The organism is Pseudoxanthomonas kalamensis DSM 18571 (genome assembly GCF_010211745.1).
GTDB classification, from domain to species: domain Bacteria; phylum Pseudomonadota; class Gammaproteobacteria; order Xanthomonadales; family Xanthomonadaceae; genus Pseudoxanthomonas_A; species Pseudoxanthomonas_A kalamensis.
In genome coordinates this window covers 95,713-117,200 of the sequence record NZ_PDWQ01000002.1, presented here as the reverse complement: position 1 = coordinate 117,200, position 21,488 = coordinate 95,713, and the positions used below count along the sequence as shown (strand labels likewise).

General features: G+C 67.8%; 20 protein-coding genes. 10 read left to right on the top strand and 10 right to left on the bottom strand.

The genetic code is table 11. The features are described from left to right. Nucleotides 1-10 precede the first annotated feature (10 nt). From CSC70_RS04535 to CSC70_RS04515, 5 genes are all read right to left on the bottom strand, one after another. Complete coding sequence (locus CSC70_RS04535) at nt 11-1,261, bottom strand: cysteine desulfurase (RefSeq protein ID WP_162455476.1); 1,251 nt, start codon at nt 1,259-1,261, stop codon at nt 11-13. Beyond that, complete coding sequence (gene sufD / locus CSC70_RS04530; protein WP_162455475.1) at nt 1,258-2,502, bottom strand: Fe-S cluster assembly protein SufD; 1,245 nt, start codon at nt 2,500-2,502, stop codon at nt 1,258-1,260. The genes CSC70_RS04535 and sufD overlap by 4 nt, the downstream gene beginning before the upstream one ends. Further along, nucleotides 2,499-3,263 carry a Fe-S cluster assembly ATPase SufC gene (sufC, locus tag CSC70_RS04525; protein ID WP_162455474.1) on the bottom strand — a complete coding sequence of 255 codons (765 nt, stop codon included), beginning with the start codon at nt 3,261-3,263 and terminating at the stop codon, nt 2,499-2,501. The genes sufD and sufC overlap by 4 nt, the downstream gene beginning before the upstream one ends. A 132-nt stretch (nt 3,264-3,395) precedes the next feature. Continuing rightward, nucleotides 3,396-4,865 (bottom strand): Fe-S cluster assembly protein SufB, encoded by a 1,470-nt coding sequence (gene sufB / locus CSC70_RS04520; protein ID WP_162455473.1) that lies wholly within the window; start codon nt 4,863-4,865, stop codon nt 3,396-3,398. Between the two features lie 14 nt (nt 4,866-4,879). Then, nucleotides 4,880-5,341 carry an SUF system Fe-S cluster assembly regulator gene (locus tag CSC70_RS04515; protein WP_162455472.1) on the bottom strand — a complete coding sequence of 154 codons (462 nt, stop codon included), beginning with the start codon at nt 5,339-5,341 and terminating at the stop codon, nt 4,880-4,882. A 193-nt stretch (nt 5,342-5,534) separates the two neighbouring features. Between CSC70_RS04515 and CSC70_RS04510 the strand changes: the two genes are divergently transcribed. From CSC70_RS04510 to CSC70_RS04500, 3 genes are all read left to right on the top strand, one after another. After that, entirely contained in the window at nt 5,535-6,014 is a 480-nt protein-coding gene (locus CSC70_RS04510; RefSeq protein WP_162455471.1) for an SET domain-containing protein, read from the top strand. Nucleotides 6,015-6,106: 92 nt separating this feature from the next. Then, nucleotides 6,107-6,898 carry a 3-hydroxybutyrate dehydrogenase gene (locus CSC70_RS04505; protein WP_162455470.1) on the top strand — a complete coding sequence of 264 codons (792 nt, stop codon included), beginning with the start codon at nt 6,107-6,109 and terminating at the stop codon, nt 6,896-6,898. A 4-nt stretch (nt 6,899-6,902) separates the two neighbouring features. Further along, on the top strand, nt 6,903-8,102 hold the full coding sequence (locus tag CSC70_RS04500) for a DUF3734 domain-containing protein (protein ID WP_162455469.1): 1,200 nt from the start codon (nt 6,903-6,905) through the stop codon (nt 8,100-8,102). Between the two features lie 6 nt (nt 8,103-8,108). Here the strand turns inward: CSC70_RS04500 and CSC70_RS04495 are convergent, their stop codons facing one another. The 4 genes from CSC70_RS04495 to fusA all read right to left on the bottom strand — a co-directional run bounded on the left by CSC70_RS04495 (nt 8,109) and on the right by fusA (nt 11,650). Further along, nucleotides 8,109-8,408 carry a helix-hairpin-helix domain-containing protein gene (locus CSC70_RS04495; RefSeq protein WP_162455468.1) on the bottom strand — a complete coding sequence of 100 codons (300 nt, stop codon included), beginning with the start codon at nt 8,406-8,408 and terminating at the stop codon, nt 8,109-8,111. 45 nt (nt 8,409-8,453) lie between these two features. Then, on the bottom strand, nt 8,454-8,744 hold the full coding sequence (locus tag CSC70_RS04490) for a DUF3861 family protein (protein WP_162455823.1): 291 nt from the start codon (nt 8,742-8,744) through the stop codon (nt 8,454-8,456). 164 nt (nt 8,745-8,908) lie between these two features. Then, a complete protein-coding gene (locus CSC70_RS04485) occupies nt 8,909-9,304 on the bottom strand; it encodes an HU family DNA-binding protein (RefSeq protein ID WP_162455467.1) in 396 nt (131 codons plus the stop codon). Between the two features lie 297 nt (nt 9,305-9,601). Continuing rightward, on the bottom strand, nt 9,602-11,650 hold the full coding sequence (fusA, locus tag CSC70_RS04480; RefSeq protein WP_162455466.1) for an elongation factor G: 2,049 nt from the start codon (nt 11,648-11,650) through the stop codon (nt 9,602-9,604). Nucleotides 11,651-11,890: 240 nt separating this feature from the next. Here fusA and CSC70_RS04475 point away from each other — a divergent pair, with 240 nt between their 5' ends. Beyond that, on the top strand, nt 11,891-12,328 hold the full coding sequence (locus tag CSC70_RS04475; RefSeq protein WP_162455465.1) for an OsmC family protein: 438 nt from the start codon (nt 11,891-11,893) through the stop codon (nt 12,326-12,328). Nucleotides 12,329-12,338: 10 nt separating this feature from the next. Beyond that, nucleotides 12,339-13,025 carry an alpha/beta hydrolase gene (locus CSC70_RS04470; RefSeq protein WP_162455464.1) on the top strand — a complete coding sequence of 229 codons (687 nt, stop codon included), beginning with the start codon at nt 12,339-12,341 and terminating at the stop codon, nt 13,023-13,025. A 19-nt stretch (nt 13,026-13,044) separates the two neighbouring features. Here the strand turns inward: CSC70_RS04470 and CSC70_RS04465 are convergent, their stop codons facing one another. Beyond that, complete coding sequence (locus tag CSC70_RS04465; protein WP_162455463.1) at nt 13,045-13,923, bottom strand: PhzF family phenazine biosynthesis protein; 879 nt, start codon at nt 13,921-13,923, stop codon at nt 13,045-13,047. An 83-nt stretch (nt 13,924-14,006) separates the two neighbouring features. Between CSC70_RS04465 and CSC70_RS04460 the strand changes: the two genes are divergently transcribed. From CSC70_RS04460 to CSC70_RS04440, 5 genes are all read left to right on the top strand, one after another. Further along, entirely contained in the window at nt 14,007-16,607 is a 2,601-nt protein-coding gene (locus tag CSC70_RS04460; protein WP_162455462.1) for a bifunctional aspartate kinase/diaminopimelate decarboxylase, read from the top strand. Beyond that, a complete protein-coding gene (gene murL / locus CSC70_RS04455; protein WP_162455461.1) occupies nt 16,604-17,986 on the top strand; it encodes a UDP-N-acetyl-alpha-D-muramoyl-L-alanyl-L-glutamate epimerase in 1,383 nt (460 codons plus the stop codon). Before CSC70_RS04460 ends, murL begins: the two co-directional genes overlap by 4 nt. After that, complete coding sequence (gene murD, locus CSC70_RS04450; protein WP_162455460.1) at nt 17,967-19,373, top strand: UDP-N-acetylmuramoyl-L-alanine--D-glutamate ligase; 1,407 nt, start codon at nt 17,967-17,969, stop codon at nt 19,371-19,373. The genes murL and murD overlap by 20 nt, the downstream gene beginning before the upstream one ends. A 75-nt stretch (nt 19,374-19,448) precedes the next feature. After that, nucleotides 19,449-20,150 carry a response regulator transcription factor gene (locus CSC70_RS04445; protein ID WP_162455459.1) on the top strand — a complete coding sequence of 234 codons (702 nt, stop codon included), beginning with the start codon at nt 19,449-19,451 and terminating at the stop codon, nt 20,148-20,150. A gap of 41 nt (nt 20,151-20,191) precedes the next feature. Further along, complete coding sequence (locus tag CSC70_RS04440) at nt 20,192-21,463, top strand: sensor histidine kinase (protein ID WP_162455822.1); 1,272 nt, start codon at nt 20,192-20,194, stop codon at nt 21,461-21,463. Nucleotides 21,464-21,488 lie beyond the last annotated feature (25 nt).

Sequence of the window (21,488 nt, the reverse complement as noted above, 5' to 3'; positions counted from 1 at the left end):
GGTCGCGGCTTCAGCCCAGCAGCTTGCGCACCTTGCATAGCGCGGCCACGAAGGCCTCGATTTCCTCGTGCGTGTTGTAGAACGCCGGCGAGGCGCGGCAGGTGGCGGCCACGCCGTAGAACTGCAGCAGCGGATGCGCGCAGTGCTGGCCGGAGCGCACGGCCACGCCTTCCAGGTCGAGCAGGGTGGCCAGGTCGTGCGCGTGCGCGCCTTCGAGCAGGAACGAGACCACGGCGGCCTTGTCCGGCGCACGACCGAAGATGCGCAATCCTTCGATGCGGTTCAGCTCCTCGGTCAGGTGGGCCAGCAGCTCGGTTTCGCGCGCCTCGACGTTCGCCATGCCCAGCGTGGACAGGTAGTCCACCGCCGCGCCGAGGCCGACGAAACCGGCGATGTTGGGGGTGCCGGCCTCGAACTTGTGCGGCGGGTCGTTGAACACGGTGCCTTCGAAGCTGACTTCCTTGATCATCTCGCCGCCGCCGAGGAACGGCGGCATCGCCTGCAGGTGCTCGCGCCGCGCCCACAGCGCGCCGGTGCCGGTCGGCCCGCACATCTTGTGCCCGGTGAAGGCATAGAAGTCGCAGCCGATCGCGGCGATGTCGACCGGTCGGTGCGGAACCGCCTGCGAGCCGTCGACCACGCTGACGATGCCGCGCTTGCGCGCCTCCCGGCAGATCTCGCGCACCGGGTTGACCATGCCCAGCACGTTGCTGACATGGGCCACGGCCAGCAGCTTCACGTCCGCGGTCATCGACGCGTACAGCGCATCGAGATCGAGACTGCCGTCTTCGAGGATTTCCGCAACCCGGACCGTCGCCCCGGTGCGTTCGGCGACCAGTTGCCACGGCACGATGTTGGCGTGGTGCTCCATCCGCGACACCAGGATCGTGTCGCCGGCCTGCAGCCGCGGCAGCGCCCACGAATACGCGACCAGGTTGATGGCGAAGGTGGTGCCGCTGCACAGCACCAGTTCGTCGGCTCGCACGTTGAGGAAAGCGGCCAGTTTGCCGCGGGCGCCCTCGTAGGCGTCGGTGGCCTCGCTGCCCAACTGGTGCACGGCGCGGCTGACGTTGGCGTTGTGCTGGCGGTAGAAGTCGTCGACCGCCGCGATCACCGTTGCCGGCTTCTGCCCGGTGTTGGCATTGTCGAAATACACCAGCGGCTTGCCGTGCACCTGTCGTTGCAATAGCGGGAAATCGGCGCGTACGGCCTGCCAGTCGATCGGCGATGCCACTTGTCCGGGGCGGGCGGCGGCGTTCATTCGTCCAGTTCCCGCAACGCGGCGTCCAGCCGGGCTTCGGCCAGCGCGCGCAGCGCCGGTGAAGGCAGTGCCGCCAGCGGTTCGCGGACGAAAGCGGCGGTCAGCAGCTGTTGCGCCTGCGCCTGCGGCAGACCGCGCGAGCGCAGGTAGAACAAGGCATTGGGGTCGAGCTGGCCGACGGTGGCGCCGTGCGCGGCCTGCACTTCGTCGGCGTGGATGACCAGCACCGGCTGGGTGTCAATTTCGGCGGTGGGCGAAAGCAGCAGGTTCTTGTTCGACAGTTGCGCATCGCTGCCGTCGGCGCCGGCGTGGATGGTGATGCCACCGTGGAACACGGCACGCGCGCGGCCGGCGCCGATGCCGCGCCACAGTAGCCCGCAGCGGGTATCGCGGGCGACGTGCTCGATGCCCAGTCGGGTATCCAGGTGACGGCGGCCGCTGGCGAGCAGCACGCCATTGGCGACCACTTCGGCGTCGCGGTCGTCCAGCCGTACATCGAGCTCGTGCCGCGACAATGCCGCACCGAGTTCCAGGTCGCAGCGCAGGTAGCGGGCCGCACCCAGCAGTTGTGCATCGGTGCGCAGGAACGAGGTCGCGCCGTCGCTGCCGGCCTGCAGGCGCAGGTGTTCCAGCACGACGCCGGCTTGCAGGCGAAGCTCCAGCACGCTGTTGTCCAGATGGCGGTGTTCGCCGGCGGCCAGGTGGTGTTCGACCAGCGATAGCCGTGCGCCGACAGCCAGTTCGATCCGATGGCGCAGGTGCCAAGCCAAGTCGCGGTCGGCGCTGGCGCCGATGAAGACCAGATGCACCGGCGTTTCAGCATGGACGCCGGCCTCCACCGTCAGTCGTGCGCCGGTGCGCGCCAGCGCGGCATTCAGGCGCGCGAACACCTCGTCGCTGCCGGCTGTCGGTTCGGACGATCCGTCGGCGTTGTCCTGCACATGCAGGCTCACGCCGGCCGGCAGGTCGTGCATGTCGGAATAAGTATCGTCGAAACGACCATTGACGAAGACCAGTCGCGGCGCCGGAATGTCGGACAGCAGCGCCGGGTCGATGTCGATGGCAGGTGCATGTGGCGGCTGGTCGAAACGCCGGCGTTCCAGCGCGCGCAGCGAGGTGTACTTCCAGGCTTCGCTGCGCGGGCCGGGCAAGCCGTCGCGCAAGGCGGCGTCCAGCAACGCGCGGCGGCCGGCGTCGCCGTCGAAGCCCGAAGCCAGCGAATCGAGCAGGGCGTGGCTCACGCGGCCTGCTCCGGCGCTACCCGGTCCTTCAGCCAGGCGTAGCCATGCGCCTCCAGTTCCAGCGCCAGCTCCGGGCCGCCGCTCTGCACGATACGGCCATCGGCCAGCACATGGACCACGTCCGGCTTGATGTAATCGAGCAGGCGCTGGTAGTGGGTGATGACCAGGAAGGCGCGCTCGGGCGAACGCAGCGCGTTGACGCCGTCGGCGACGTTCTTCAGCGCGTCGATGTCCAGGCCGCTGTCGGTCTCGTCCAGGATCGCCAGCTTCGGTTCCAGCACCGCCATCTGGAAGATCTCGTTGCGCTTCTTCTCGCCGCCGGAAAATCCTTCGTTCACGCCCCGGTGCAGCAGCTCGTCCTTCAGGTGCAGCACGGCCAGCTTCTCGCGCACCCGCTTGAGGAACTGCATCGAATCCAGTTCCTCCTCGCCGCGCGACTTGCGCTGCGCGTTCAGTGCGCTGCGCAGGAAGTAGGTGTTGTTGACGCCGGGGATTTCCACCGGGTACTGGAAGGCGAGGAACACGCCTTCGGCGGCGCGCTGTTCCGGCTCTAGTTCCAACAATGGCTTGCCGTCGAACTCGACGCTGCCGGCGGTGACTTCATAACCTTCGCGGCCGGCCAGGATGTTGCCCAGCGTGGATTTGCCGGCGCCGTTGGGGCCCATGATGGCGTGCACTTCACCGGCTTTCACCTCCAGCGAAAGCCCCTTGAGGATTTCCTTCCCGGCGACGCTGGCGTGGAGGTTGTCGATCTTCAGCATGATGTTTCCAGTTCATTTTCGAATCCCTCTCCCGTTTGTGGGAGAGGGGTAGGGGTGAGGGAAATATGGAGTGCCCTCATCCGGCGCTCCGCGCCACCTTCTCCCGCTAGTGGGAGAAGGGTTCCGATGAAGTCATCCGACGCTTCCTTCCAGACTGACTTCCAGCAGCTTCTTCGCCTCCACCGCGAATTCCATCGGCAGTTCGCGGAACACCTGCTTGCAGAAGCCGTCGACGATCAGGCTGACCGCGTCTTCCTCGCTGATCCCACGGCTGCGGCAATAGAACATCTGCTCGTCGCTGATCTTGGAGGTGGTGGCCTCGTGCTCGACGGTCGCGTCGGGGTTCTTCACCTCGATGTAGGGGAAGGTGTGCGCGCCGCACTGCTTGCCGATCAGCAGGCTGTCGCACTGGGTGTAGTTGCGCGCGCCGTCGGCGCCGGCGCCGATCCGCACCAGCCCGCGATAGCTGTTCTGTCCGCGCCCGGCGCTGATGCCCTTGCTGACGATCTTGCTCTTGGTGCGCTTGCCGACATGGATCATCTTGGTGCCGGTGTCGGCCTGCTGGCAGTGGTGGGTCAGGGCGACGCTGTGGAACTCGCCGGTCGAGTCGTCGCCCAGCAGCACGCAGGACGGGTATTTCCAGGTGATCGCCGACCCGGTTTCGACCTGGGTCCAGGTCACCTTGCTGCGCGCGCCGCGGCATTCGGCGCGTTTAGTCACGAAGTTGTAGATGCCGCCGCGGCCCTGCTCGTCGCCCGGATACCAGTTCTGCACGGTCGAATACTTGATTTCGGCGTCTTCCAGTGCGACCAGTTCCACTACTGCGGCATGCAGCTGGTTTTCGTCGCGCATCGGCGCGGTGCAGCCCTCCAGATAGCTGACGTAGGCCTGGTCCTCGCACACGATCAGGGTGCGTTCGAACTGCCCGGTGTGGCCGGCGTTGATGCGGAAATAGGTGCTGAGCTCCATCGGGCAGCGCACGCCGCGCGGCACGAACACGAAGCTGCCGTCGGAGAACACTGCCGAATTCAGCGCGGCGAAGTAGTTGTCGCCGACCGGCACCACGCTGCCCAGGTACTGCCTGACCAGCTCCGGATGCTCGGCGATGGCCTCGGACATCGAGCAGAAGATGATGCCCTTCTCGGCCAGTTCCTTGCGGAAGGTGGTGCCGACGCTGACCGAGTCGAACACCGCATCGACCGCGACGCCGGCCAGCTTGGCGCGTTCGTGCAGCGGCACGCCGAGCTTGTCGTAGGTGTCCAGCAACTCCTGCGGCACCTCGTCGATGGACTTGTACTTCGGGCCCTTGGGTGCCGAATAGTAGCTGATGGCCTGCAGGTCGATCGGCGCGATCTGCAGTTTGGCCCAGTGCGGCATCGGCATGGTCAGCCAGTGCCGGTAGGCGGCCACGCGCCATTCGGTCATCCATTCGGGCTCGCCCTTCTTGGCCGACAGCGCGCGCACCACGTTCTCGTCCAGGCCCGGCGGCAGCGAGTCGGATTCGATGTTGGTGACGAAGCCGGCGTCGTAGCGGCGGCCGAGCTGCTGCAGGATCTCCGCGTTGCGGACCGGAGTCTCGAGGGTGTCGGTTGGGGTGGCCATGGGCTGCCTGCGGGTCATGCGTGGGTCAGGCGGGCGGCAATGCGTTTGCCTCCGCCGGTGCCGGAAGGAAGCGGGGCGTCTGCGAGCATCTGCGCCAGGCTGACGCTGCGCAGGGCGTCGGCGACGACATCGTTGATGCGGCGCCAGTTGGCGCGGACCCCGCACTGGTGGGAAATGCCGCACTCGCTGTGGTCGAGGCTGCATTCGGTCATCGCCAGCGGGCCTTCCATCGCCTCGACGATGTCGACCAGGGTGATCGCCTCGGCCGGGCGCGCCAGCCGGTAGCCGCCGTGGACACCACGGAAGCCTTCGACCAGGTTGGCCTGGGCCAGCGGCTTGAGCACCTTGCTGACGGTGGGCGTTTCCAGCCCGGCCTGCTCGGCCAGGTCGACCGCGCTCAGCACCGCGCCCGGCCGCGCGGCGAGCACGGTCAGGATCACGGTGGCGTAGTCGGTCAGCTTGGTGACGCGAAGCATGGAGAGGCGGGCACCTTAAAACGGACCAAAATTGTACTCTTTATGCCGCGATCAGACCAGTATTGTCATGACGCCGATTCGGCGGCGTGTTCCTGTGCCCGCGTTTCGCGCGGTTTTCTGCAGGATGGCCTGCGCCACGCAGGCAACGTCGTCGTGCGACAATCGAGCTCCCACCGCCGAAAACGCAAGCGTGATGTCCAACAAGAAAAGGAAGAAGATCGAGGCCCGACTGTCCAGCATCCACGGCAATGGCGTGTTCGCCACCGAGGCGATCAGGAAGGGCGAGCGCATCGTTCGCTACAAGGGCAAGGTACGAACCCACGAGGACGTGGACGACGTGTACGGCGACGACGACGAGGATGGCCACACCTTCCTGTTCACGCTCAACGACGACTACGTGATCGACGCCAACGTCGACGGCAACATCGCGCGCTGGATCAACCACAGTTGCAATCCGAACTGCGAATCCGAGGTGGAAGAGCACGACGGCAAGAACCGCAAGAAGGACAAGGTCTACATCCACGCCATCCGCAACATCAAGCCGGGCGAGGAACTGACCTACAACTACGGCATCGTGCTGGACGAGCCGTACACGGCCAAGCTGAAGAAGCTGTGGGCGTGCAAGTGCGGTTCGAAGAACTGCACCGGCACCATGTTGCAGCCGAAGGACTGAAACCGGCACGGCATCGGCCGCAGGTACGATGCCCGGCGCCGTTCTGCTGAGGCAGGATGGCGGCAGACTCCCCCAAGATCGAGGAACTGGACATGACTTCTTCATCCCTGCACGGCAAGGTCGCGGTGGTCACCGGCGCGGCCAGCGGCATCGGCAAACAGATCGCACTGGTGCTGGCCGCACGCGGCTGTGCGGTCGCCATCGCCGACCTGAACGCCGATGGCGCCAAGGTGGTGGCCGACGAGATCATCGCCGGTGGCGGCAAGGCGACCGGCGTGACGATGGACGTCACCAACGAAGCGGCGGTCAACGACGGCATTGCGCAGGTGACCGCCACGCTGGGCGCGGTGGACATCCTGGTGTCCAATGCCGGCGTGCAGATCGTCAATCCGATCGAGCAGTACGCGTTCTCCGACTGGAAGAAGATGCTGGCGATCCATCTGGACGGCGCCTTCCTGACCACCAAGGCGGTATTGCCGGCGATGTACGCCAACGACCGCGGCGGTGTGGTGATCTACATGGGTTCGGTGCATTCGCACCAGGCTTCGCCGCTGAAGTCGGCCTACGTGACCGCCAAGCATGGCCTGCTCGGGCTGGCGCGGGTACTGGCCAAGGAGGGTGGCAAGCACAACGTGCGCTCGCACGTGGTCTGCCCGGGTTTCGTGCGCACGCCGCTGGTGGAAAAGCAGATCCCGGAACAGGCCAGGGAACTGGGCATCAGCGAAGAGGAGGTCGTGAAGAAGGTGATGCTGGGCGAAACCGTCGATGGCATCTTCACCACCGTGGAGGACGTGGCCGAAACGGTACGCTTCCTGTGCGAATTCCCGAGCGCGGCGCTGACTGGGCAGAGCCTGGTGGTCAGCCACGGCTGGCACATGCAGTAGCGCGATGGCGACCCGGCGCAGCCGACCCGGCACGACCGGGCGCAAATCCGCAGCGAATTCGGCGCGTGGCGCAAAGGAGGATTCGCAGCCCGCGGCGACCGCGCTGGTCCTGCAGGGCGGAGGTGCGCTGGGCGCCTATCAGGCCGGCGTGTACGAAGGCCTGCACGCGGCCGGGATTGAGCCGGATTGGCTGGCCGGAATCTCGATCGGCGCGTTCAACACCGCGATCATCGCCGGCAACCCGCCGGGCAAGCGGATTGAGGCCTTGCGTGAATTCTGGCGCACGATCTCGCGCCCGTACTGGCTGCCGGCGACCACGCTGGGGCAGGAAGCCTGGCTGGAATACATGGATGCCGATTCGCGCGGCTGGCTGGATGCCTGGGAAGCGTGGCGGGCGATGATCGAAGGGCAGCACGGTTTCTACACGCCCAGGCCGTGGTTCGATCCGTCGGCCACCGGCCCCGGTACCGCCAGCATCTACGACACCCGGCCGATGCTGGATACGCTGGAGCGGCTGGTCGATTTCGACCGCCTCAACGACGGCGGCATCCGCGTCAGCGTCGGCGCGGTGGATGTGGCCAGCGGCAACATGGAGTACTTCGACAACGCGCAGATACGACTGGATGCGCGCCACATCATGGCCTCGGGGGCGCTGCCGCCGGCGTTCCCGGCGGTGGAGATCGACGGACGCTGGTTCTGGGACGGCGGCATCGTCTCCAACACGCCGCTATCGCAGGTATTCGCTTCCGAGCCGCGACGCGACGCGCTGGTGTTCCAGGTCGATCTGTGGAACGCGCGCGGCGAATTGCCGAAGCACCTGCTGGACGTGGCCGAACGCGAAAAGGAGATCCGCTTCTCCAGTCGCACCCGCACCATCACCAACCTGCAGCGGCTGGACCAGCATTACCGACGCATGCTGCGCGAACTGCTGGAGAAAATTCCGGCGGGGCAGCGCGCCGACAACCCCTGGTGCCAGCGTGCCGAGGCGCTGGCCTGTCCGCGCCGCTACAGCGTGATCCATCTGATCTACCGCGAGCGGGCCCGGTTCGGGCATTTCAAGGACTACCAGTTCGGCCGCACCTCGATGCGCGAGCACTGGAGGGCCGGGCTGACCGACATCCGGCGCGCGCTGGAACATCCGGAATGGCTGCAACTTCCGGAAGGGGAAGACACTTTCGTGACCCACGACGCCACCGCGGACTGAAAGGTCTCAGCCGTGGTGCGGATTGGCCGCGAGCGTGATCTTGCGCTCTTCGGTGTAGTGCCACCACGGCCGCGCCGGTTCGCCCTGCATGAAACGCACCGCGCTGATGAACGTATCGATGACGCAGGGGTCGTGTCGCTGTCCGGTCGTTGCGCACAGTGCGTCGTACAACTGGTAGGGGTCGCGATCAGCCAGTTGCTGCGGTCGTTCGATACCGAGCAGGTGGAAGTCCCCGAGCATGGCAGGGCCGATGTTGGGTAGCTGCAGCAGGTGCTTGGCTTCGGAAGCGGTCTTCGCCTTGCGCATGGCGGTACGTGTGCGGCCGGGAGGCGTGCGGAGCGCACTTTCGGTTCAGGGAGACGTGAGTGTACGCGCGAAACGATCCAGCTCGGCACTCAGTGCGCCCAGCGCGGCGTTGTCGGGGTGTCGTGCCGCCACGCCGTTGAGCAGGCGCAGGCCGATGGTCAGGGCGGTGCGCTCGTCGCCGCAGGGACCCTGCACGCGGCGGGCCGATTCCAGCAGCCGGGTCCAGTTGTCGCTGTCGCGATGCTCGAACTCGATCGTGCAGCGCCCGTTGCAGGGCAGGCCGTCGTCCTCGACCGGAGTGACGGTGATGCGGTAACGGTGGCTGGGCATTTCCATGGGCTGCGGCCGGCATTCGATGCCGCCAAGATAGGCCGACGCCGAGGCCAGCAGGAATGCCGGCGACGCGATGCAGTGTTCCAGCGTATGCGGCCGTGGCCGTAAACGACTCGGGATGACCGAAGCCATCCCGAGCGCGGAACCTCAAAGCCTGTGCGCTGCGATCAGACCGCGGCGTCCTTCAGCTTCTTCAGCGGGCGCACCTTGACCTTCACGGTGGCGGGCTTGGCGGCGAACCACTGCTCTTCCTTGGTGAAGGGGTTGATGCCCTTGCGCTTCGGCTTGGCCGGCACGCTGACGGCGGTGATCTTCAGCACGCCGGGCAGGGTGAAGGCGCCAGCGCCCTTCTTGCTGATCGAAGCGTGCACGGCGCTTTCCAGCGAGGCCAGCACGGCGCGCACGTCCTTGGCGGCGACGTTGGTCGCCTCGGCGATGTGGGCGACCAGGCCGGACTTGCTCAGGGCTTCCTTGATCGGCTTCAGCGCAGCCGGCTTGGCGGCTTTGGCGGCCTTCTTCGGGGCGGCCTTCTTCGCGACGGCCTTCTTCTTGGTCTTTGCCATAGTGATCCTGTTTACCTAGGTAGGTGGGTTGTTCTTGCCGAACCATTCGGCATGCGAAATGTAGGCCATTCGGAGCGCTTCGCCAATAGGAAATTGCAAAAAAACCCGTCTTTTTCCGGTCCGCGTGAACAAGGCGATCACGCGTGATGATGTCGCTGTCGGTGCCATGCACGGGCGCGCGAGGGTCGGGCGACGGCCCGCGCGCAGCTTCGGAGGCCGGGGAATCCTGCGCTTTAGGTCGCCGCAGAGGTTGAAGGATGTGCCGCAAGTCCCTTGTATTGCGGGGTTTCGTGCAGGTCAGCCCTCGTCGTCGTGATGCGGTCGGTAGCCGTCCACCAGCTTCTGCTGCACCTGCACAGGCACCGGTTCGTAGTGGCTGAAATCCAGCGCGTAGCGTCCCTTGCCGGCGGTGACCGACTTCAGCTCGGCGGCGTAGTCCTCCAGTTCGGACAGTGGCACCTGGGCGCGGACCACGACTTCGTCGCGACCGCCGTCGGTGCCGTGGATGCGCGCGCGACGCGACGACAGCCCGCCGGTGATGTCGCCGATCTGGCTTTCCGGCACGCTGACTTCCAGTTCGACCACCGGCTCCAGGATCTGCGGGCGGGCCCTGGAAATCGCGTCGAGGAAGGCCTTCCTGCCCGCAGCGACGAAAGCGACTTCCTTGCTGTCGACCGGGTGGTGCTTGCCGTCGTAGACCACGACCCGGACATCCTGCAACGGATAGCCGGCGATGGCGCCACCATCGACTACCTGGCGCACGCCCTTTTCCACTGCCGGCAGGAACTGTCCGGGGATGGTGCCGCCCTTGACCTCGTCGACGAAGTCGAAGCCGGCGCCGCGCGGCAGCGGTTCCACCCGCAGGAAGACTTCGCCGAACTGGCCGGCGCCGCCGGTCTGCTTCTTGTGCCGGTGGTGCCCTTCGGCGCTGGCGGCGATGGTTTCGCGATAGGCGATCCGCGGCGGCCGCGTGCGCACGTCCACCCCGTGCCGCTCCTGCAGCCGTTCCAGCATCAGACGCAGGTGCAGGTCGGACAGGCCGTGGACGACGGTCTCGTTGGTCTCCGCGCGATGCTCGACCGAAAACGCCGGGTCTTCCTCGCCCAGCTTGTGCAAGGCGGTGGCCAGCTTCTGTTCCTGGCCCTTGCTGGCCGCCTCGATCGCCAGACCGAACATCGGCCGGGGGAAATCGATCGGCGCCAGGTGGATGTTGTCCTCGTCGTGGCTGTCGTGCAGCACGGCGTCGAAATGCAGTTCCTCGACCTTGGCGACCGCGGCGATGTCGCCGGGGATCGCCTGCTCGATCTCGACGTGGTCCTTGCCCTGCAGCCGGAACAGGTGGCCGGCGCGGAACGGCTTGCGGCCGTCGTCGACGAACAGCTGGGTGTCGCGGCGCAGGGTGCCCTGGTAGACGCGGAACACGCCGAGCTTGCCGACGAAGGGGTCGTTGACGATCTTGAACACGTCGGCGATGACGTGCGCGGACGGATCGGGTTTGGCCGCGATCGGCTGGCCGCCCTTACGGAAGTCCGGCGGATTGGCTTCGCCGGGATGCGGGAACAGCCTTGCGGCCACCTGCAGCAGTTCGCGCACGCCCGCGCCAGTGCGCGCGGAGGCGAAGCAGACCGGGACCAGATGGCCTTCGCGCAGGCACTGCTCGAAGGCGTCGTGCAGTTCCTGCCCGGACAGGCCGCCTTCGCCGAGGTCGAGGAAACGTTCCATCACCGTCTCGTTGATCTCGACTACCTGGTCGATGATCTTCTGGTGCCAGTCCGCCACCGGCCCCAGGTCGGAATCGCCGGCGCTCTGTCCGAAGCAGTCGATCACCCGCGCGCCGCCATCGGCGGGCAGGTTGATCGGCAGCAGTTCGGGGCCGAAGGCCTCGCGCAGGGTGGCCAGCGCGCCGACGCAATCGGCGCCATCCTGGTCGATCTTGTTGATCACGATGGCGCGGCACAGTCCGCGTTCGCGCGCGCGCTCCATCAGCCGGCGCGTGCCGTGGTTGGCGCCGGCGACGGCCTCGGCCACGATCAGGGCGGTATCGGCCACAGACAGCGCCGATAGCGCCTGGCCGCGAAATTCCGGATAGCCGGGAGTGTCAATCATGTTCAGGTGCAGCGGTTGCCCACCGCTGCCGACATCGAGGCTGGCGATGCTGCTGTCGATCGAATGGCCGCGTCGCCTTTCCATCGGGTCGAAATCGGAAACGGTGTTGCCGCGTTCCACCGTGCCTGCCGTCTGTACAACGCCGCCGGCGTGCAGCAGGGCTTCGAACAGCGTGGTCTTGCCGGCGCTCGGGTGGCCCGCCAGGGCCACGTTGCGGATATGTTCGGTGTCGTAGGACATGGCCACTCCTTGCAGGGAGGCTTGCGGGCGGGGCGCCGGCGCAATCGCCGGGTCCGCGCGAAAGCGTTCGCATCGGCTCGTCATGGCTGTCCGCGGAGCGTGCGCAACCGTGCGAGCGTTGCGCTCGACGGGCGGTCATGGCGGACGGCCAGCATCGTGGCGGGCATCGGGGCGGTCAAGTCGCACTGCGGCAAGCGTCCGGGTGTACCCTGCGCCTTCCTCACGACACCGAGTGCGATCATGGCCTTCAAGCGATATGCCGACGCGGTATGGAACGGCGATCTGACCAGCGGCAAGGGCGGATTGAGCACGCCGCAGAGCGGGCTGTTCGATACCCAGAACTATTCCTTCAAGACCCGCTTCGGCGACGAGAAGGGCACCAATCCGGAAGAACTGCTGGCAGCTGCGCACGCCGGCTGCTTCAGCATGGCGCTGGCGGCGGTGCTGGACAAGGCGGGTTTCGTGGCCGAGGAGATCCGGACCCGCGCTGAAGCGACGATGGAACCGGGCATGGATCCGGGGCCGACGATCACCGCGATCAAGCTGGTGCTCGACGCGCGTGTGCCCGGCATCGGTGCGGACGTTTTCCAACAACTCGCGAACGAGGCCAAGGCCGGCTGCGTGATTTCGCGGGCGTTGTCCGTGCCGGTGACGCTGGAAGCCACGCTGCAGGAGTGAGTCGTTGCCCATGCTGCACGTCTTGCTGATCCACGGTGCCGGGGGCGGCGGCTGGGAATGGAATGTGTGGCGGCGGGTGCTGCAGGCGCACGGCATGACGGCGCATGCGCCGGATGTGCAGCCGGCGGCGACCGGGTTGGCGAAGACCTCGTTGCAGGATTATGCGGGGCAGGTGCGCGATGCCCTGCGTGCCTTGCCGCGGCCGCGGGTCGCGGTCGGCGCCAGCCTGGGCGGGTTGCTGGTGCTGCGCAATGCCGATGCCGCCGATGCGCTGGTGCTGGTCAATCCCTTGCCGCCGGCGCCTTGGCATGCGCGGCTGCCGGCGCGGGAATGGCCGGAGATCGTGCCCTGGCAGGTGCAGGCGCGGCTGGCATCGACCGGCAAGGCGATGCCCGATGCATACGCAGTCAATGTGCTGTACGCGCACCGGCACTGGTGCGACGAATCCGGACTGGCGCTGAGTCAGGCCCATGCTGGCGTGGAGATTGCGCAGCCGGCCTGTCCGCTGCTGCTGGTGTTGTCGGCGCAGGACGACGATGTGCCGCCGTCGGCGGGCCGCGAACTGGCCGCCGCCTGGCGGGCCAGCGTGATCGAAACCGCAGCGACCAGTCATGTCGGCCCGCTGTTCGGCCGCGATGCCGCGTTCGCCGCGGAGCAGGCGGCGCTCTGGCTGCGCGGATTGCGGCTGGATCGCTAGCCCTTCGCGATGCGCGCGGCTACCAGTCGATATGGCCGCGGATCACCGTCCGTACGCGACCGCCGGACCAGATGGCGCCATCGGCGTCGATGCGCATGTCCAGTTGTGCGTCGTAGCCGATTTCGCGGCCCTGACTGACCGTGTAGCGACCATCGTCGCGCGGCAGGGCGCCACGCTGCTGCAGCCACGCGGCCAGCACGGCATTGGCCGCGCCGGACGCGGCATCCTCGAAACGACGGCCGTTGCCGACGAAGGCGCGCACGGCAAGGTCGAATTCCTGGCCGGCATCGGCGCCGGCAAAAGCGAACACGCCCATGCTGGCGGTCGATTCGGCCAGCGTGGCGATCGCGTCCCAGTCCGGCGCCAGCGCGCGCAAGCTGGCTTCGTCCGCGGTTTCCACCAGCCACCAGCGCCGCCCGCCATCCATCAGCGCCGGCGGCAACGCACCCAGCCGCCAGCCGCGCAGCGCGTCGGCCAGGCGCGGGTCGTTGCCGTCGACCGCTTCGATCAGGGACGCCGGCGGGCTGCGAATGGCGATGCTGCGCTGGACGCCTTCGCCATCGACCCGCAGCGGCAACAGGCCGGCGATGCCTTCCTGCATCAGCACGCCGTCGCGCGGCGCGGCCAGCCCGGCTTCCAGCACCGCATGCGCGGTGCCGACGCTGGGGTGGCCGGCGAACGGCACTTCTTTCTGCGGCGCGAACATCCGCAACCGGTAATCGGCCTGCGGGTCGCTGGCGGGAAATACGAAGGTGGTCTCCGGCAACCCGGTCCAGCGCGCGATGGCCTGCATGGCCGCGTCGTCCAGTCCCTCCGCCTCCAGCACCACCGCCAGCGGATTGCCGGCGCCGGGATATGGCGAGAACACGTCGAGTTGCAGGAAGGGGCGGCTGGTCATGGCTGAGGTTTGCCGGGTCGGCTTGGACTAGAATTGGCAGTTCATGCCCGGACGGTCCGGGCGACGGTCCGTGCATTCTATCCATGTCCTCTGCATCCGCTTTCCCCGATCGCTGGTTCGTGCTGAAGTTCGGCGGCACCTCGGTGTCGCGTCGCCATCGCTGGGACACCATCGGCAGGCTGGCCAGGCAGCGTGCGGACGAGGACGATGCGCGGGTGCTGGTGGTGGTGTCGGCGCTGTCGGGCGTGACCAACGAGCTGACCGCCATCGCCGACGGAGCCGCCGACAGTGCGCAGCGCATCGAGACGCTGCTGCAGCGGCATCGCGATTTCGCCGCGGAGCTGGAACTGGATGCCGATACCGTGCTCGGCGAACGGCTGTCCGTGCTGCGCGGGCTGCTGGACGATCCGCGCGCGGCGTCGCGAACGCTGGATTGGCAGGCCGAAGTGCTGGCTCAGGGCGAATTGCTGTCGTCCACGCTGGGCGCGGCCTACCTGCGCGCGCAGGGGCTGGATTTCGGCTGGACCGATGCGCGCGACTGGCTGCATGCGCTGCCGCCGCAGCCCAACCAGACCGAGTGGTCGAAGCGCCTGTCGGTCAATTGCGACACCGTCATCGACGAGGACTGGGGCCGGCGCTTCCGCGCCCAGCCGTCGCGGCTGCTGCTGACCCAGGGCTTCATCGCCCGCCACGGCGATGGCGGCACCGCCGTGCTCGGGCGCGGTGGATCGGATACCTCGGCGTCGTATTTCGGCGCCGTGCTTGGCGCACAGCGCGTGGAGATCTGGACCGACGTGCCGGGCATGTTCAGCGCCAATCCGAAGGAGGTGCCGGATGCGCGACTGCTGACCCGGCTGGACTACTTCGAAGCGCAGGAAATCGCCACCACCGGCGCCAAGGTGCTGCATCCGCGTTCGATCCGCCCCTGCCGGATCCACGGCGTGCCGATGGCGATCCTGGACACTGAGCGCCCGCAGTTGCCGGGCACCCGGATCGACGATGCCGCCGAGCCGGTGCCGGGGGTCAAGGCGATCAGTCGCCGCAACGGCATCGTGCTGGTGTCGATGGAAGGCATCGGCATGTGGCAGCAGGTCGGCTTCCTGGCCGATGCGTTCGCCCTGTTCAAGCAGCACGGCCTGTCGGTCGACCTGATTGGCACCGCCGAGACCAATATCACCGTGTCGTTGGACCCGAGCGAAAACCTGGTCGATACCGACGTGCTGGCCGCGCTGTCGGAAGACTTGTCGAAGATCTGCCGGGTCAAGGTGATCGCGCCGTGCACGGCGATCACCCTGGTCGGCCGCGGCATGCGCTCGCTGCTGCACAAGCTGTCCGACGTGTGGGCCACCTTCGGCAAGGAGCGCGTGCACATGATCTCGCAGTCGTCGAACGACCTGAACTTGACCTTCGTCATCGACGAGGCGGCGGCTGACGGCTTGCTGCCGGTGCTGCATCAGGCGCTGATCGACAACGGCGCGATGCCGGTGGGCGAGCAGGGCGTGTTCGGCGTGCGCTGGCGCGAACTGGACGGCGGCCTGCGCCCGCGTCCGCGGCCGTGGTGGCGCGACGCCCGCCCGCAGCTGCTGCGGCTGGCCGAGGCCGGCACCCCGCGCTACGTCTACCATCTGCCGACGATCCGCGCGCGCGCGCGACAGCTGGCGGCGATCGCGGCGGTGTCGCATCGCTACTACGCGATCAAGGCCAATTCGCACCCGGCCGTGTTGCGCACCTTGGTCGAGGAAGGTTTCGGACTGGAATGCGTATCGCTGGGCGAGCTGCGCCACGTATTCGCGCAGGTGCCGGGGTTGTCGCCGCAGCGGGTGCTGTTCACCCCCAGCTTCGCCCCGCACCACGAATACGCCGAGGCCTTCGCGCTGGGGGTCAACGTCACCGTGGACAACGTCGAAGCGCTGCGCCGCTGGCCGGAGATCTTCCGCGGTCGGCAGATCTGGCTGCGCATCGACCTCGGCCACGGCGACGGCCACCACGAGAAGGTCAATACCGGCGGCAAGGCGTCCAAGTTCGGCCTGTCGCTGACCCGGGTGGACGAATTCGTCGATGCGGCGCGTGCGCTGGGCATGACCATCACCGGCCTGCACGCGCACCTCGGCAGCGGCGTGGACAATCCCGGTCACTGGCGGCAGATGTGCGACGAACTGGCCGGCTTCGCCCGCCGCATCGGCAGCGTGAAAACGCTGGATATCGGTGGCGGCCTGCCGATTCCATACAGCGACGAGGACGAGCCGCTGGACCTGGAGGCGTGGGCGGCCAGCCTGGACGACGTGCGCGCGGTGCATCCGGCCTTCGAGCTGGTGATCGAGCCCGGCCGCTTCCTGGTCGCCGAATCCGGCGTGCTGCTGTGCCATGCGACCCAGGTGGTGGAGAAGGACGGCGTGCGCCGGGTGGGCCTGGACGCGGGCATGCACACGATGATTCGCCCGGCGCTGTACGACGCTTGGCACGACATCGCCAATCTGCAACGGCTGGACGATGGCGACGAGGCGGTGTTCGACGTGGTTGGGCCGATCTGCGAGTCCTCCGACGTGTTCGGCAAGCGCCGCCGGTTGCCGGCGGCGACCGCGCCCGACGATGTCATGCTGATCGCCGACACCGGCGCCTACGGCTACGTGATGGCCAGTCTGTACAACCAGCGCGGGATGCCGGCCGAGGAGATCCTGGAATGAGCGCGTGGACGTTCGACCGCGACGCGGTCAAGGCCTTCCGCTTCGTCCGCTGCGGCCTGGATGCCGATACCGGCGTGGCGCAACTGGTCTACGCTTTCGACGACGACCCGGAGATGACCGAGACGGTCAGCTTCCCGGGCGCGCCGTTCGCGTTCGACGCGCCGCGGCAGACTGCCGTGCAGGGTGCGTTGCAGCTGCTGCACCTGATCGCCGGCATCAGCTACTACAAGGCGGCGGTGCCGAATGAGATCCGCATCGAGTCGTACGACATCGACGCGCGCACGGCGGCGTTGCTGGAGACCATCTACGAGAACGGTTTGGGCGAGTTCGCCTATCGCAACGGCCTGGACCTGCGCGGGAAGATCAGGTTCCCGGCAGCAGCGGCGTCAGCCGCGACCGCAGCGGATGCGGCTCCTGCGGTCGGACTCAGGCAGCATGCGCTGACCGCGATCGGCGGCGGCAAGGATTCGCTGGTCACCATCGAGGCCCTGCGCCGCGCCGGGGTGGCGCAGACGGTGAGCTGGATCGGTGGCTCGCAGCTGATCGCCGCCTGCGCCGCGCATTCGGGCCTGCCGACGCTGAACATCGGCCGCCAGCTGGCGCCGGAATTGTTCGAACTGAACCGCCAGGGCGCCTGGAACGGCCACATCCCGGTGACCGCGGTCAATTCGGCGATCCTGGTCCTGGCCGCGCTGCTGCAGGACGCCGACCAGGTGGTGTTCTCCAACGAACGCTCGGCCAGCTACGGCAGCCAGATCGTTTCCGCCGACGGTCGCAGCACCGGCGAGGTCAATCATCAGTGGTCGAAGGGCTGGGCGTTCGAACAGGCCTTCGGCGACTACGTGCAGCAGCGCGTCGCCGCCGACCTGCAGTACTACTCGCTGCTGCGGCCGCTGTCGGAACTGGCGGTGGCGCGGCAGTTCGCCCGCAGCAGCCATTACGACGCGCACTTCTCCAGCTGCAACCGCAATTTCCACATCCTCGGCGAACGCCCGGCCAACCGCTGGTGCGGGGTCTGTCCGAAGTGCCATTTCGTGTTCCTGGCGCTAGCGCCGTTCATGCCCAAGCTGCGGCTGGTCGGCATCTTCGGCCGCAACCTGCTCGACGATGCGGGCCAGATCGCGGGTTACGACGCGCTGCTGGAATACCGCGACCACAAGCCGTTCGAGTGCGTGGGCGAAGGGCAGGAGTCGCGCGCGGCGATGGCCTGGCTGGCGCAGCGGCCGGAATGGAAGGAAGACGCGGTAGTGGCGCGCTTCATCCGCGAGATCCAGCCGCAGGTGCATGCGCCGCCGCTGGCCTCGCTGCTGGAGATCCACGGCGAACACCGCATCCCCGCCGCGTTGTGGGAACGCCTGCGTGCGGATTTCGCAGCTTGACGGCCGCAAGCTGGCCCTGTGGGGCTGGGGCCGCGAAGGCCGCGCGGCGTACCGGGCACTGCGCACGCGGCTGCCCGAACTGCCGCTGACGCTGTTCTGCGCCGCTGACGAGGTCGCCGCGGCGCAGGCGGCGCTCGGCGATCCGCTGCTGCAGGTGGACACCGCGCCGGACGGCGAGCGGTTGGGTGCCTTCGACGTGGTGATCAAATCGCCGGGCATCAGCCCGTACCGGCCCGAGGCGCAGACGGCGGCCGCGCGCGGAACGCGCTTCGTCGGCGGCACCGAGTTGTGGTTCGCCGAGCAGGCCGGCACCGATGGCGTGGCTGCGGGCACCGTCTGCGTGACCGGTACCAAGGGCAAGAGCACGACCACCGCCTTGCTCGCCCACCTGCTGCGCACCGGCGGCCGGCGGACCGCGTTGGCCGGCAACATCGGCCTGCCGCTGCTGGAATTGCTCGACCCGCAGCCGGCGCCGCGCTACTGGGCAATCGAACTGTCCAGCTACCAGACCGGCGACGTGGCCGCGAGCGGGGTTCGGCCGCAGGTGGCGGTGATGCTGAACCTGTTTCCCGAGCACCTGGACTGGCACGGGAGCGAGGCGCGCTACATCGAGGACAAGCTGGCCCTGGTCACGCGCGCGCGACCGCAGCATGCGGTGCTGAATGCCGCCGACTCGCGACTGGCGGCGCTGCAACTGCCCGACAGCCGCGTGCACTGGTTCAACCGCGAGGACGGCTGGCACCTGCGCGATGACGACCTCTACCACGCCGACCGCCTGGTCATGGATACCCGCTCGATACCGCTGCCCGGCAGACACAACCGCGGCAATCTGTGCGCGGTACTGGCTGCGATCGAGGCGCTCGGTCTGGATGCCGCGGCACTGGCGCCGGTGGCGCAAGGCTTCCAGCCGTTGCCGCACCGGTTGCAGACCCTGGGGCAGCGCGACGGTATTACCTGGGTCAACGATTCGATCAGCACCACGCCGCATGCCAGCCTGGCGGCGCTGGAGTGCTTCCGCGGACAGCGCGTGGCCCTGCTGGTCGGCGGCCATGATCGCGGGCTGGACTGGAGCGACTTCGCCAGCCGCATGACCGAGGCCGCGCCCGCAGCGATCGTCACCCTCGGCGAGAACGGCCCGCGCATCCACGAGCTGCTGGCGCCGCTTGCCGCGGCCGGGCGGTTCCACCTCGGTGCCGCCGGCGACCTGGAACAGGCCGTGGCCGTGGCGCGCGACCTGCTGGCCGGTCCCGGCCTCCTGCTGCTGTCGCCCGGCGCGCCCAGCTTCGGCGCCTACCGCGACTATGTGGCCCGTGGGTGCCACTTCGCCATCCTGGGCGGCTTCGATCCGGAGGCGATCAGCAGCATCGCCGGCATCGGCGTGGCCTGACAGAGTGCGCACCTTCACGTACCGTCAACCGGCAATCGGGTAGCTTCACAAACCTGAAGGAATGCTGGAGGCCGCATGCGAACCACGCAGGAGCCCGCGGGGCTGGTTCTGGTCGTCGAGGACAACCGCAACATCTCCGAGATGATCGGCGAGTACCTAGAAGGCAAGGGCTTCGAGGTCGATTACGCGACCGATGGCTTGGACGGCTACCGGCTGGCGGTGGAGAACAGCTACGACGTGGTCGTGCTGGACCTGATGCTGCCGCGGCTGGACGGGGTCGAGGTCTGCCGCCGCCTGCGCGAGGAGGCGCGCAAGTCCACGCCGGTGCTGATGCTGACCGCGCGCGACACCCTGGACGACAAGCTCACCGGCCTGGGTTCCGGTGCCGACGACTACCTGACCAAGCCATTCGCCATCCAGGAACTGGAAGCGAGACTGCGTGCGCTGATTCGCCGCGAGCGCCGCCAGGTCGGCGCCGAGGTCATGCAGGTGGCCGATCTGGTGCTGGATCCGGTCAGCCTGCGCGCCACCCGTGCCGGCGCCGAACTGGCGCTGTCGCCGATCGGATTGCGCCTGCTGACCATCCTGATGCGCGAATCGCCGCGGGTGGTGGCGCGGCAGGAGATCGAACGCGAGATCTGGGGCAATGGCTTGCCCGATTCGGATACCCTGCGCAGCCATCTCTACAACCTGCGCAAGGTGATCGACAAGCCGTTCGAGAAGCCGCTGCTGCATACCGTGCAGAGCGCCGGATACCGGATCGCCGACATCGCATGAACCCGCGCGGGGTCTTCGGCAGCCTGTTCCGTGGCGCGTCGGTGCCGCACGGGCTGTCGCGCAAGATCCGGGTCGCCTTCATCCTGCAGGTGGTGATGGCCAGCCTGGCCATCGTCCTCAGCGTCTATCTGATCTCGGCGGTGGTGAAGCGCAGTCTGGTCAACGCCATGCTGCGCGAGGAGGCCGCGCACTACTGGGAGTTGTACGGCGCCTCCGAGGCGCAGCCGCCGCCCAATACCTATGGCCTGCGCGGCTACATGGTGCTGAAGGGCCGCTCCAACCTGGTACTGCCGGAGAACCTGCGCCCGCTGCGCCCGGGCTTCCACGAACTGAAGGACGACGGCGTGCTGGTGTTGGTCGACGAGCAACCGGTCGGCCGACTGTATCTGGTGTTCCTGCGCTCGCAGGCCGAGCGGCTGACGTTCTGGTTCGGCACCTTGCCGATCATCGTGATCCTGTTGGCCATCTATCTGGTGTCGTGGCTGACCTACCGCGCATCGAAGCGACTGGTGTCGCCGGTGAGCTGGCTGGCCACCCAGGTCGCGCAATGGGACCCGCGCCGGCCCGACGTGGGCGCGCTGGCGGCGGACCGGCTGCCGGCCGATGTGCAGGGCGAGCCGCGGCAGCTGGCTGAGGCGCTGCATGGGTTGGGTCAACGGGTCAGCGCGCTGGTCGCCCGCGAACGCAATTTCACCCGTGACGCCAGCCACGAGCTGCGCACGCCGCTGACGGTGATCCGGGTCGCCAGCGACTTGGCCCTGGCCGAGCACAGCCCGCCCAAGGTGGTGCGTTCGCTGCAGCGCATCCAGCGCGCCGGCCGCGACATGGAGGCGGTGATCGACGCCTTCCTGATCCTGGCGCGCGAGGCCGAGACCGAGCCGCAGAGCGAGGACTTCGACATTGCCGAGGTGGTGCTGGACGAGGCCGAGAACGCGCGCAGCCTGCTGATCGGCAAGCCGGTCGATCTGGAGGTCACCTGCAACGCCAAGCCGCGGCTGCAGGCGCCGCCGCGGGTGATGCACGTGGTGGTCAGCAACCTGCTGCGCAACGCCTGCAGCTACACCGACCACGGCCGCATCGACGTGATCGTCGAACAGGACCGGATCGTGGTCCGCGATACCGGCATCGGCATGAGCGCGGCGTCGGCCGAGCGCGCCTTCGAGCCGTTCTATCGTGCCGACGAGTCGCGCCCGCACGGCACCGGGTTGGGGTTGTCGATCGTGCAGCGGCTGTGCGGCCGCTTCGGCTGGAAGGTGGAACTGGAAAGCGAACTGGGGCGCGGCACCGTCGCCAGCATCCGTTTCCATCCATAATGGGGCACGCACGCGGAAACCGGAC